The following is a 13,275-nucleotide window of genomic DNA, read 5'->3' as shown; positions in this document are numbered from 1 at the left end:
TGTGGCTGCAAGGCGGAGGCGGGAGGCGACGCGATGGGCGCCCCTCCCGCGCGAGCGCAGCCGAGCGTGGGCGTGTCGGTGACCGACGACAACGCCGCAGATGCGCGTGCCGGGCCCCGCGTCCGCGACCTGGTCCAAACGACAGGCCCTAACTCCCGGACGCCACCCGCAGCGTCACCGGCCCCCACAGCCCCGACGGCAGCTGGGACGGGAAAGCCCAGGCGGTGGGAGTGGCCTCCGCGAAGTACGGCGCCAGCGTGCCCCGGACCGTCACCTCCAGCCGGACGGTCCGCCCCGCGGTACCGCGCAGGGGGAAGCGGTACGGCGCGCAGAACGCCTCCCCGGCGGACTCCCCGTCGACCGACACCTCCACACTGCCCCGGACCCGCCCCAGGTCCAGCACGGGATCTGGCCCGGGCGGCACCTCCACCGACCGTGCGTACGTCACACCCCCGCTCCAGCCGCCCAGCCCCCGCTCGCGCCAGTCGCCCAGCGCCAGCGGTGCCGCAACCGTCCGCACCCGGACCGGCCCGTGCCAGGCGGAGCCGCCCCGCAGGACGGCCGTCGGCTCGGTGACCACCTCGACCCGGGTGGGTGCCGGGAGCGGCTCATGAAGCCTCAGCAGGTCACCCGCCAAGGACAGTTCCTCTCCGTCCCCGACCCGCACGCGCGCGTGCAGCGCCAACGGCAGCTCCAGCGACACCGTTCCCGGAGGCACCGTGAACCGGAAGCGCTGCGGCGATGCCCGGACGTCATCGGTGGACCGCGACGGCCGTACGGCACCGCCGAGCACCGGACGGCCGCCCAGCCACGCGGTGTCCGGCAGCGGGTGCGGCCGTACGGCGGCGTGGCAGTGCTGCAACTCGCCCCGCCTGCGCTCGTCCTCGACGGTTTGGCCCCGCCACGCGCCCGTCTCCGCCTCCCAGCCGGCGCCGCCGGCCAGGGCCGTCACCGCGTTTCCCGAACGCGCCACCAGATCGACGAACACCGCGTCCCGGACATCGGCGCTGTCGGCCACCACCTCCAGCGTGTGCTCGCCCGGCCCGAGTTCCGGCTCGTGACGGAAGAACACCGGCACGGCGCCCCAGTCCGCCTCGTAGTACTCCGACTTCTCCTGGCGCGCCACCACCTCACCGTCGAGCAGCACGGTCAGGGCCGAGGCGGCACCCACGACGAGCGCCGCCCGCGCACCGCCGGCCGGTACCCGGAACCCCGCGCGGTAGGCGACCCGGCCGTCGGGGAGCACTCCGTCCGGCGGGCGCATGAACCGCGGCCGGGGCCCGAACCCGCCCGGTTCGGACAGGCAGAAGAAGCTGCCGAGCGGTGTGCCGACGGCGGCCGAGATCGACGAGGGCCGGTCCTGGGCGTCCGACAGCTCGTATTCGAGCACGTTGCGGCCGCGGTTCACGGTGACCGGGGCGGAGGCCAGGTAACCGCCGTCGTACGGGCCCAGCGACTCCCCGTTCCACCAGACCCGTTTGACCGCCTCCGCCCCGACGTGCAACTCGGCGGGCCCCCGGTGTCCGGTCTCCACGATCGCCCGGACCCGGGCGACAGCGCCGTCGGCCGGCACGGGGACGCGTACGAACTCCTCGTTCACCAGCCCCTTGGTGCCCAGCAGCCCGCCCTGGTCGGGAGTGCCGCGGCTCGACGAGTACACCGCGGCCTCCCAGCCCGAGTCCGGCGGCACGAGCGGCACTCGACCGGCCAGGATCCGCTCCACGGTCGCCGCGTCCAGCGGCTCGGGGACATGCCCGGGCGGCATCGGTGGCAGGATCCGGACCCGGTTGCCGTAGGTGACCCGGCTCGGCTCCCACGCCGCTCCCTCGGTCCACTCCATGGTCCAGATCTGCGGCTCCGCCACGGACGCTCCCGGGGGCAGTGCGAGATCGCCCCAGGTGTTGTCCATCGTGGGTACCAGACGGCCCTGCCAGCCTGCCGAGACGTCGAGCACCCGGACCGCCGTCCCACCCGTGGCAGGCGCCGGTCCCGGACGGCCTTCACGCCAGACGACCAGGGCCGCCGGGGCGCCGTCCAGCGGCACCTCGATGACCGAGAGGGCACCGTCGTCGGAGACCGTGACGCGGGCCGGGCCGCGGGAGCCGGTCGCCGGGTTCCAGACCTCGGCCTCCGCGACGCCCGCCCGGACGGTGACGGACGAGGTGCGGACGGGCTCGGGGGCGGAACCGGGCGGGCGCAGCGGATGCGCGCCGATCTCCGGGAAGGAGGCCGTGACCAGCGCCACCGCCTGGTTCCCCTTCCGGCGGACGAGCAGCGGCACCTCGCCCGTGGCGTGCCCGGCCGCGTCGGCCACCGCCTCGGCGGCGGCCCCGGGGCCGCGCACCCGCTCCAGCCGGGGATGGGCGAGCAGGGCCGCCACCACCGAGTCGTCACCGGACCGGCCCGCGGCCGTCCCGGGCGGGCGGCCCACGACCACCACCCGCCCTCCCGCGTCGAGCAGTTCGGCCAGCCGGCGCGCGGTCTCCTCCTCCAGCACACTCGCCGAGGGCAGCAGCACCGCGCCGTACGCCAGGTCCCTGATGCGCAGGGCACCCTCGGTGGCCTCGGCGCGCTGCACCGAGTCGTCGTCGACGACGTCGAAGGAGATCCCGCGCCGGTCCAGCGCTCCGGCGTGCGGCCCCAGCCAGTTGTTCGAACCGCACAGGTCCAGGTAGTGCCGCTGTGTCTCGTCGGCGAGGGCGTGGCCGTCGCCCAGCCGGCCGTCGCCGAAGTGCCGGACCGGCGCGTCCAGCGGGACGAGAGCCTGCATGGTGGCGGTCGGGTGCAGCACCGCCACGTCGGCCGCGTAACCGCCCCACGACATGATCGAGCAGATCCGGGCCACGGCCCGGGAGAACGCCGGGTACTGCTTCCAGTAGGGCTGGCGCCAGTCGGTGGACGGCGGCGCCCACTCGAACCAGCCGGCCGCGGTGCCGAAGTAACTGGCGTGCGGGTTGTAGAGATTGGCGCCGCTGCGCAGGAACGGCAGCAGCCAGCCGTAGGTGTCCTCCAGCGTGCCGCCCCAGCCGGAGGAGTGGAACGCCTCGATCCAGACGCGTTCGTGGCCGTAGAGGTGGGCCATGGAGGAGTGCACCTTGGCGTCGCCGTGGTGGTCGCTGCCGGCGGCGCCGTACCAGCGGTGGGTGCGGAAGTAGTCGGTGTAGATCTGCGTGGACTGGGCCGGGTAGCCCGCGCGGGCGGGGTGGCTCTGGTCGCTGCCCAGCAGCAGACCGCGCTCGCGGTGCCAGGCGGCGAGCGGCCGGAACAGGGCCTCCTCGGTCAGCTCCGCGCGGACCCCGTAGTAGTCACCGCGGATCTTCCCCTCCGGCACGCCGGCGTCCGTGCCGAACAGGGCCGGCAGGTGGTCGAGCAGGTCGTAGCCGCGCCGGGCGCGGAACTCGTCGGCGAAACGGTGGCTCCAGGCGTTGGTGCCGGGCAGTTCGTCCTGGAAGCTGCCCGCGACAACCGTGCCCAGGTACTCGGGTACGCGGCGGTCGTACTCGTGGTGGACCGTGTCCATCAGCAGGCCGACGGCGTGCGGGTCCAGATAGTCGAACGCGGTGGGCACGGCGGTGACGAGCCGTACTCCGGTCCCGTCGGCGGCCGCGACGCGCCCGTCCACGGCGAGGTCGAGCCGCCGGCCCTGCCGGGAGTACGCGGCCAGCGGTGTCTCGGCGTCCCTCAGGGCGACCCTGCCCCCGGAGACGCTCACGTCACGGCAGCGCAGGGCGAGTCCGGCCGCCTCGGGATGCCGCCGTGTCACAGCGCCCTGCACATTGGCGCCGGAGAACCCGATCTGGTCGTAGAACCACAGCCGTGTGCCCAGCTCCGCAGCGAGCGCGCAGGCGTCCGTGAAACGCTCCCACCACTCCTCGCCGAACCACGCCGGATCGTCGGCCCGGGCCCCGAACGTCGGGCCGGCCGGGGCCAGATTGATGACGACCAGGTTGTGGATCCCGCCCTCCGCGAACGCCCGCAGCTGCCAGGCGAGTCGCTCCCGGGTGACCTTCGCACCCGACCACCACCACAGGGGAGCAGGGCCGAAGGCGCGGGGCGGGTCGTCGAACAGCTTCCGGAGCTCGGGGGAGATCACGCACACGGTCCTTCCCCTGAAACGTTTTTAGACCCTCTTCACGGTAGGCGAGCTGGAGCGGCCACGCCATATCCCCGTACGGAGTCGGAGGATCCGACGTGATGTCACCCATACGTGCGGGACACCTTGTTGCAACGTTTTTCCCGCCCTATATTCGCCTCGACCAGGCACCCGGAACCGCGCGATGTCACCAGACGACGGAGTCGCATCATGGCCGGTACCCGTCCCATCCCCCGACCGCTCTGGAAAGCCGCCGCCCTGTCGGGCATGGCCTCCTATCTCGACGCCGGGCTGATCGTGAGCATCTCCGTCAACCTGGCCGTCTACCGCGACAGTTACGACATGGGCGTCTGGATGGCCGGGGCGATCAGCGCGATCGTCACCGGCTGCATCGCCGTCGGATCCCTCGTCGGCGGGCGGCTCGCCGACCTCTTCGGCCGCCGCCGCGTCTACAACTGGGACATCTTCTGCTTCGCACTGGGTGCCCTCGTCATCACGCTCGCGCCGGACGACATCACCCTGCTCGTCGGTGTCCTCGTCGCCGGGCTCGCGGCCGGCGCCGACCTGCCGACGTCCCTGGCCGTGGTCTCGGACGCGGCGCCCTCCTGGGCCCGGGGCCGGCTCGTGGCGTTCACGCAGGTCATGTGGATGCTGGGCATCACGGTCGCCATCTTCCTCGGCTTCGTCCTGTCCACCACGGGCATGACCGGGGCCCGGTTCATCACGGGACAACTGGCGGTCGCCGCCATCGTCACCTGGGCCCTGCGGTCCCGGCTGAAACTGCCCGACGAGCCGCCGGAGACCGAGACCGGCGCCGCCCCGGAAGCCATCTCCCTGAAGGGCGTGTGGACACGCGCCGCCCTGCTGCCGATGACCGCGACGTTCGTCTTCTACGTGACCTGGGGCCTCGGGGCCAACACCTTCGGACAGTTCGGCACCTACCTGCTCGTCACCGTCAGCGACGCCTCACAGAGCCTCGCCACCGGGATCAACCTGGCCTTCATCCCGATCGGGGTGCTGCTGACCTTCGCCTTCGTGCGCGTCGCCGACAGCCCCTGGCGCGACCGGTTGTTCCACGTGGCAGCGGTGGTCCAGATCCTCGCCTTCGTCATCGCGTCCCTGACCGCGGGCGCCCTCGTCGGCATGCTCGTCTTCTTCGTGCTCTACCAGCTCTCCAACCCCTTCGCCGGAGAGGCCAACTACAAGGTGTGGTCGCAGCTCACACTGCCCGCCGACACCCGCGCCACCACCCAGGGCCTCACCTACGCCCTCTCCCGGGGCGTCTTCGCGGTCGCCGCCTTCTTCACCCCCGCCCTCGCCGACCACAGCCCGTCCGTCCTGCTCTGGACGATCACCGCGTGCATGACGGCGGCGGCGCTGGCGGGCGTGTTCATCATCCGCGTCCTGGTCCCGCGCTCCGCGAGAGACGTGCCGGACGGAGCGGACCTCCGCGTCCCCAGCACCTCGCCCGCCGGCCTTCCCGACAAGGAGCACTGACCATGGCAACGACCGCGGACCGCACGGCCGTACGGACCGCCGCCCTGCACGACCTGCTCCCGCCGGTCGCCCGGCGCCGCACCCGGATCGGGCTGGTCGCCGGCGGACTCGGCACCTACTGGCCGCAGTTCCCCGGACTCCTCCCGCAACTGAAGGAGTCGGCCGCATACGTCGCCGAGCGGTTCCGGGCCATGGACGCCGAGGTGACCGACGCCGGATTCGTCTCCGACGCCCAGGAAGGCGCCCGCGCCGCCGAGCAGTTGAGGCGCGCCGACTGCGACCTGATCGTGCTGTTCCTGACGACGTACCTCACCTCCTCGATGGTGCTGCCGATCGCACAGCGCTCGCACACGCCGGTCCTGGTCATCGACCTCCAGCCGTCCGAGAAGATGGACCACGCCGCCTTCGACACCGGGGCCTGGCTCGCCTATTGCGGGCAGTGCCCCGTCCCGGAGGTCGGCAACGTCTTCCGGCGCGCCGGCATCCCCTTCCGGTCGGTGTCGGGCTGGCTGCGCCAGGAGTCCGCCTGGCGGCGCATCGAGCAGTGGATCCGGGCCGCGCACATCCGTGCCGCGCTCCGGCACGCCCGGCACGGCCTCATGGGGCACGTGTATCCCGGCATGCTCGACGTGCAGACCGATCCGACGCTGCTGGCCACGACGTTCGGCTCGCACGTGGAGGTGCTGGAGTTCGACGACCTGAGGCACCGTGTCGAACGGGTCACCGAGGCCGAGACCCGGGAGCGGATGGCCCTCGCCCGACACATCTTCACCCTCGACGGGAGCGTGGTGGAGGAGGACTTCGCCTGGGGCGCGACCGTGTCCGTCGCCCTGGACCGGCTGGTGGCCGACTTCGAGCTCGACAGCCTCGCCTACTACCACCGCGGCCTCGACGGCGAACTGCACGAGCGGCTCGGCGCCGGCATGATCCTCGGTGCCTCCCTGCTCACCGCCCGGGGCGTGCCCGCGGCCGGCGAGTACGAACTGCGCACGTCCGTCGCCCAGCTCGCCTCCCAGAGCGTCGGCGCCGGAGGATCCTTCACCGAGATCCAGGCCCTCAACTTCGAGGACGGCGTGGTGGAGATGGGCCACGACGGACCGGCCCACCTCGCCGTCGGCGCCCGTGACCCGCTGCTGCGCGGCCTCGGTGTCTACCACGGCAAACGCGGCTGGGGCGTGAGCGTCGAGTTCGACGTCCGGCACGGGCCCGTCACCCTGCTCGGCCTCGGCCAGGACGCAGACGGCAGCCTGGCCTTCGTCACCTCCGAGGGCACCGTCGTACCGGGACCGCTGCTGGAGATCGGCAACACCACCAGCCGGGTCGACTTCGGCCGCGACCCCGGCGAATGGGTCGACGCCTGGAGCGCCACAGGCGTCGGACACCACTGGTCCCTCTCGGTCGGGCACCACACGGCGGATTTCCGGGCGGCGGCGAGCCTGCTGGGCATCGACCACCGGGAGGTGTGAGAGGCGGCGGCAGGTGTGAGTGGCATCGGCCGAACCGGCGTCGGCAGCGGCCGGAGCGCCCGCCGCACCGGCACTGACGAGCTGTCTGAAGCCCCGCCGGTCGTCCGGGTGCCCGGGGCGGCGCTCGCCCCGGGCACCCGGACCGGTGTCAGCGGACGCGGTGCACCCAGCCGTGCCGGTCGCCGGCGAGACCACGCTGGATGTCCAGCAGCATCCTGCGCAGCTTCAGGGTGACCCTGCCGGGCGCTCCGTCGCCCTGGGTCCACTCGGCGCCCGCCCGCTTCACGACACCGACGGGCGTGAGAACCGCCGCCGTGCCGCAGGCGAAGACCTCGGTGAGGGTGCCCTCGGCGGCATCGGCCTGCCACTGGTCGACGGACACCGGCGCCTCGCGCGTGTCCCAGCCGAGCTCGCGGGCCAGGGTCAGCACGGAGTCCCGGGTGACGCCCGCGAGCAGCGACCCCGTCAGCGGCGGGGTGACGATCGTGGGCGGTTCCCCGGCCCGGCCTTCGTACACGAAGAACAGGTTCATGGCACCCAGTTCCTCGACCCACCTGTGTTCCACGGCGTCGAGATAGGCGACCTGGTCACAGCCGCGTGCCGCGGCTTCCGTCTGGGCGAGGAGGGAAGCCGCGTAGTTGCCTCCGGTCTTGGCGTCGCCGACACCGCCGGAAACGGCGCGCACACGGTCCTCGCACACCCAGATCGACAGGGGTTCCACGTCACCGGCGAAGTAGGCCGCCGCCGGTGAGGCGATCAGCGCGAAGAGGTACTCGGCGGCCGGCCTCATGCCCAGGCCCGGTTCCGTCCCCACCATGAACGGGCGCAGGTAGAGGGACTTCTCGGTGCCGTGTTCCGGCACCCAGGCGTGGTCCTGTCGCAGGTGCGCTTCGCAGGCCTGGAGGAAGGTCGTGACCGGGAGTTCGGGCATCGCCATGCGCCGCGCGGAGTGCTGGAAACGGCGCGCGTTGGTCTCGGGCCGGAACAGCGCCGTCGTGCCGTCCGGCAGGCGGTAGGCCTTCAGACCCTCGAAGACCTCCTGGGCGTAGTGCAGGACGTTCGCCGCGGGATGGAGGGAGAGCGGCCCGAAGGGGACGAGCCGGCCGTCGTGCCAGCCGCGTCCCTCGGTCCACGTGATGGTCACCATGTGGTCGGTGAAGTGACGACCGAAGCCGGGGTCCGCGAGGATCGCCTCCCGCTGCGCGGCGGGCAGGACGTCGACCGTCGGCTTCTTCTCGATCGTGAGCAGTGCCATGAGGCCTCCCGCCGGGTCAGCCGGCTGCTCGGGCGGCGTTCTTGTGGATCAGCGCCAGCTTCTTGCGCGGGCGGGCCTGGGCCCGGGCGAAGGCGTCCCGCACCACGCGCTCGACACCGAAGGCCGTGTTCACGGAGACCTCGGTGGCGACCTCATGCTCGGTGCCCTTGCGGATCGTGCCGCCGTTGCCCGTGTAGGGGCCCTCGGTGCCCTCGCGGACCACGACGAAGTCGATCTCCGGCTCACCGGCCAGCGGGGTGGCGACACCCGGCAGGAGCTTCGACGGACGCAGGTTGACGTGGTGGTCGAAGGCGAAGCGGAGCTTGAGCAGGAAGCCGCGCTCCAGGACGCCGGACGGCACGGACGGGTCGCCGATCGCGCCGAGCAGGATGGCGTCGTGCCGCTTCAGGGCGTCGAGGTCGGCGTCGGTGAGGGTCTCACCGGTGGCGTGGTAGCGCCGGGCACCGAAGTCGTACTCCTCGGTCTCCAGCTTCACATCCTGCGGAAGGACGGCGGAGAGGACCTTCAGACCTTCGGCCACGACCTCCTGGCCGATACCGTCACCGGGGATCACCGCGAGATCGATGTTGCGGGACATGTGAACGTCGCTCTCCTTCACAGGGCGGCGCCGGAAGCGTCCTGGAGGGCCGGCGCGGCGACCTGCCGCGCCGCTGGGCCCGGCCGCAGCCGGTTGACACCGCCGACGACCGCCCTGAGGGCCGCCGTGTCCGGGTCGGTGTCGATTCCGACGCCCCAGGTGGTGCGGCCCTGGTGCGCAACCTGGACGTAGGCGGCGAAGCGGCTGCCGTCGACGGAGGTGAGGGCGTGCTGTGCGAAGTGACGCAGTTCGTAGCCGGTCAGCCCCGCGTGGACGAGACCGTCCAGCAGCGCGCCGGGCGTTCCCTCGCCCCTGCCGCGCAGGGAACGGGGTTCCCCGCTGAGGCTCACGGTGCACTCCAGCGACGTGCTGCCGTCGCCGTCCGCCGTGCCGATCCGGTGGTCGAGGAGCTCGATCGGAGCGTCGGCTCGCAGGTACTCGCGCTCGAACACCGTCCAGATCTGCTGGACCGACAGTTCCTCTCCCGTGGCGTCGGTGTGCTGCTGAATCGTTCCTGCGAACTCGATCTGGAGGGGGCGCGGCAGGTCGAGGTGGTACTCGCTCCTGAGCAGGTACGCCGCCCCCGCCTTGCCGGACTGGGAGTTGACGCGGATGACGGCCTCGTAGTCCCGGCCGATGTCCCGGGGGTCGATGGGCAGGTAGGGCACCGCCCAGGGGACCTCGGAAACCGGCTTGCCGGCGACGGCCGCCTGGCGCTCCATCGACTCGAAGCCCTTCTTGACGGCGTCCTGGTGCGAACCGGAGAAGGCGGTGTGCACCAGTTCCCCCGCGTACGGATGCCGCGGGTGGACGGGGAGCCGGTTGCAGTGCTCCACCGTGGCGGCGACCGAACCCAGGTCGGAGAAGTCGATCATGGCGTCGACGCCCTGGGTGAACAGGTTCAGGCCGAGGGTGACCAGGTCGACGTTGCCGGTCCGCTCTCCGTTGCCGAAGAGGCATCCCTCGATGCGTTCGGCACCCGCGAGGCAGGCCAGTTCGGCCGCGGCCACGGCGGTACCGCGGTCGTTGTGCGGATGGATCGACAGCACCAGGTCCTTGCGGCGTTCGAGGTTGCGGTGCAGGAACTCGATCTGGTCCGCGTAGACGTTCGGTGTCGACATCTCCACCGTCGCGGGGAGGTTGAGGATCATCTTCGCGTCCGGGCCGGGTCCCCAGACCGAGGCGACGGCGTTGCTGATCTCCAGGGCGAAGTCCAGTTCGGTGCCCGTGAAGGACTCCGGTGTGTACTCGTACTGAATGCACGAGTCACTCATGTCCAGCGCGAGTTTCACGGCCAGTTCCGTCGAGCGCACCGCGAGGTCCCTGACCTGGTCCCTGGTCATGCCGAACACCACCTCGCGCTGCAGGCACGACGTGGAGTGGTAGAGGTGGACGACGGCGCGGCGGACTCCCCGCAGGCTCTCGTACGTGCGCCGGATCAGTTCCTCGCGGGCGGGCATGATGACCTGGATCGCGACATCGTCGGGGACCAGGTCCTCCTCGATCAGCAGCCGGACGAAGTCGAAGTCGGTCTTGCTGGCCGCGGGGAAGCCGACCTCGATCTCCTTGAACCCCATGCCGACCTGCAGGTCGAACAGCTGCCGCTTGCGGTCGAGGTCCATAGGGACGGGCAGCGCCTGATTGCCGTCCCGCAGATCGACCGCGCACCACATCGGGGCCCGGTCGAGCGTCCGGCCGGGCCAGGCCCGGTCCGGCAGGACGACGGGCGGGTACAGGTCGTACCGCCACGTCGGCATCCCGGAAGGCAACTGCCGGAGCTGGTCGGACGGGGTGTGACGAACCGCCATCGGTTTCTCCTTGTCGGTGTCGGGAGTGGGGCGTCAGTTCATGACCAGATGGACAGCTCGCCGGAGGACGTGATGCCGATGAAGAAGGACAGCGTGACGCGCCGGCCCTCGGAGGTGTTCGGGCGCACCAGGTGGTAGTTGCGCGGGTCGAAGAAGATCGCGTCGCCCTGGGCCGCTTCCACACGGGCGTACGGCTCGTCGGCGACGATGCTCTCGGCGTAGCCGTATCCGTCGCGGTGCTGTTCGTCCGAGGGCTTCCAGGCGCGGCGGAAGACCAGCGACTCCCCTCCGGAGGAGGGCATCGACAGGTGGCAGTTGAAGGCGATCTGGCAGACGGGCGTGTCGTCCACGACACCGGGGAACTCCCTGACGACCTCGTCGAAGTGCATCTTCGCCCCGGCGTTGATCTCCCGGATCATGCCGGCGAACATCGGCCGCCCCTTCGATGTGGCACGGGCCACCCGTCCGCCCCACACCTTCTCCAGCTTGCGGATCGCCTCGTCAAGGGGGTCGCCCCCGTGCAGCAGACCGGACCGTGACGCGTCGGACTGCTCGGTGTGCTCCCAGTAGGCGGGCGGCAGTTCGACGTTGCCGTAGTAGTCGTAGGTGGCCGGTCCCAGCTTGGCGATGCGCGGCTGGACCAGCTGCTCGTCGTAGCTGCCCATGTCACATGTGTCGAGCCCCTTGGTGACGGCGTCGCACTGCTCGGTGGTGAAGAAGCCGGGGACGCGAGCGGCGCCGAGCGTTCCGGCGCCGATCCTGGCCAGGATGTCCCGGTCGAGGGTCTCGGTGACCACCGATTCGAAAAGCGTGTAGACGGGGGTGGCCGTGGAGGCGACGTTCTCGAGCTGCTGGTTCTGAATGGTGCTCATTGCACAGTCCTTTCGGAATACGTCGAGCAGATGTCCGGTCAGGCGTGACGACGGCGCACCCGTGCGGAACGGGCTGCAGGCCGGCGAGCGGAAACGGAAGAAGCGCCTGAATCACGGTGCGCGTGAAAAGGCCGGAAAGGGCCGACATGCTGGAGCGGTCGGCCATTGGCAGATGCTTTGCGCAGCCAAGCCCTTGTGGGGCGGTGTGAACGCGTTCCTCACTTTCACATGGGTCGCTCGCCGGGTGAAGTCACTTTTTCTTAAGTCGCCCCGCAGCACCTTCTTTCGGCTGCAAGGGCGCCGTCGGCTCGGCGGATCACTACGGCCGCACCGAAGAGGTGGATTCGATGTGTGCGGCAGAATTCTGCCGCACAGGTCAAACTCCCGCTTCACCGATTACGGGGTGACTTTCCCGCGAAAGAGGTCACCCGGTATCCCGGAATATGAGATGCGCTCCGGCGGTGCCCGTCCCGGCGGATGGCTCGAAGTCGATGACGTCGTACGTCGCACGGCCGCTGAGGCCGGGGCAGGGCGGGCAGGCCGGGGTGCCCCAATACTGCGCTTTGTCGGTGGCCCTCGCTGCCGCCCGCCATGACAATTCACCACCATCCACGCCCTCCGGCAGCCGAGCCCGGGCCGCAGTGCGGTCCGGGCTCTCGGCGTGGGGCCTGGCTCATTCCTTTCCCCGGCCCCACACACCCAGGGGCCGCATGACGGCGACCCCCTTGCGCGGGGCGGATGTGATCAAGAGGATGCTCGCATTGCGCTGCGTTTCCGCCGGTGCTCACGAGAGCACGGCTCGGACACTCAGACGGCAGACTCCATGAGGAGCATGACGGCAAGGAACATGAGGACGATGCCGATGACCCCCTCGACGAGCCGCCCGGCCCGAGGGGAAGCGAGGAACCTGCCGGCCGACGCGGCGGCCATGGCGACCGACGGGAACCACAGCAGGCCGCAGACGATGACGATCGCGCTGAGCGACAAGGTCATCGGCACGAACGGGGCGCCCCGGGGGATGAACTGCGGCATGAGACTGAGGAAGAGCACGGGCGCCTTCGGGTTGGCCGCGTTGGTGATGAACCCTTGAAGCAGGAAGGGCCGCAGCCCGGTCTTCCCGGCCACCATGGTGGCCGTGCCGCCGCCGACGGCGCCCGGTGCCGGGGTCTCTTCCCGGACCTCCTGCGACGGGGGAGCGGGCCGCGGGCCGCGGACACAGGCCGCGAGTGCCTTCCCGCCCAGATAGAGCAGATATCCCGCGCCGACCAGCTTCAGCGCTGTGAACAGCAGGTCCGAGGTGACCAGGAGCGCCGCGAGGCCGGCCGCCGCGAGCGCCGTGTGCAGTGCCAGTCCGCAGACGATGCCGACGGCCGTCGCCAGCCCGGCCCGACGCGAGGCCAGGGCATTGCGCAACACCACGGCGAGGTCGGCCCCCGGCATCACGATGATGCCGGCGGCCACTCCCGAGAAGGTAAGGATTTCGCTGATCATCGGCACCTCGCGAAATGCGGCTCCGGGGCCGCCGCGGGCTTCACTCCGTGTGCGGCCGGCCTCCGGGAAGACGGAAGATGGAAGAACATGAAGAACGGGGCGTCTCGCGCGGGTCGCCGGGGGCCGGGGCTCCGAAGAGCAGGCCCCGCCACGACTTCGACGCGTGATGACGTCGGCCGGGAGGCCCCCTGTTCA

Annotated in this window: 7 protein-coding genes and 1 pseudogene; 2 read left to right on the top strand and 6 right to left on the bottom strand. The window is 71.3% G+C overall.

Going from position 1 to position 13,275, the window contains the following annotated elements; all coding sequences use genetic code 11:
- Positions 1-148 precede the first annotated feature (148 nt).
- Positions 149-4,093, bottom strand: a complete 3,945-nt coding sequence (locus RFN52_RS04210) for a glycosyl hydrolase (RefSeq protein WP_184842479.1) — start codon at positions 4,091-4,093, stop codon at positions 149-151.
- A gap of 210 nt (positions 4,094-4,303) precedes the next feature.
- On the opposite strand from RFN52_RS04210, the gene RFN52_RS04205 reads away from it, so the two are divergent.
- Both RFN52_RS04205 and RFN52_RS04200 read left to right on the top strand, forming a co-directional pair.
- Complete coding sequence (locus tag RFN52_RS04205) at positions 4,304-5,590, top strand: MFS transporter (protein ID WP_184842476.1); 1,287 nt, start codon at positions 4,304-4,306, stop codon at positions 5,588-5,590.
- Positions 5,591-5,592: 2 nt separating this feature from the next.
- A complete protein-coding gene (locus RFN52_RS04200; RefSeq protein ID WP_184842473.1) occupies positions 5,593-7,056 on the top strand; it encodes an L-fucose/L-arabinose isomerase family protein in 1,464 nt (487 codons plus the stop codon).
- Positions 7,057-7,204: 148 nt separating this feature from the next.
- Here RFN52_RS04200 and RFN52_RS04195 read toward each other — a convergent pair whose 3' ends face one another.
- The 5 genes and pseudogenes from RFN52_RS04195 to RFN52_RS04175 form a co-directional block, all read right to left on the bottom strand.
- Positions 7,205-8,311: a branched-chain amino acid aminotransferase gene (locus RFN52_RS04195; RefSeq protein ID WP_184842470.1), complete on the bottom strand. Its 1,107-nt coding sequence runs from the start codon at positions 8,309-8,311 to the stop codon at positions 7,205-7,207.
- A gap of 37 nt (positions 8,312-8,348) precedes the next feature.
- Positions 8,349-8,909, bottom strand: a pseudogene (locus RFN52_RS04190) (isocitrate/isopropylmalate family dehydrogenase); the annotation flags it as partial.
- 17 nt (positions 8,910-8,926) lie between these two features.
- Positions 8,927-10,717, bottom strand: coding sequence for a 2-isopropylmalate synthase (leuA, locus tag RFN52_RS04185; protein ID WP_184842467.1), 1,791 nt, complete (start codon positions 10,715-10,717; stop codon positions 8,927-8,929).
- 38 nt (positions 10,718-10,755) lie between these two features.
- Entirely contained in the window at positions 10,756-11,589 is an 834-nt protein-coding gene (locus RFN52_RS04180; RefSeq protein WP_184842464.1) for a phytanoyl-CoA dioxygenase family protein, read from the bottom strand.
- 807 nt (positions 11,590-12,396) lie between these two features.
- Positions 12,397-13,080, bottom strand: a complete 684-nt coding sequence (locus RFN52_RS04175) for a LysE family translocator (protein ID WP_184842461.1) — start codon at positions 13,078-13,080, stop codon at positions 12,397-12,399.
- Between the last annotated feature and the right edge of the window lie 195 nt (positions 13,081-13,275).

Source organism: Streptomyces collinus (genome assembly GCF_031348265.1).
GTDB lineage: Bacteria > Actinomycetota > Actinomycetes > Streptomycetales > Streptomycetaceae > Streptomyces > Streptomyces collinus.
The sequence above is the reverse complement of the archived record's forward strand: the minus strand, read 5'-3'. Positions and strand labels throughout refer to the sequence as shown.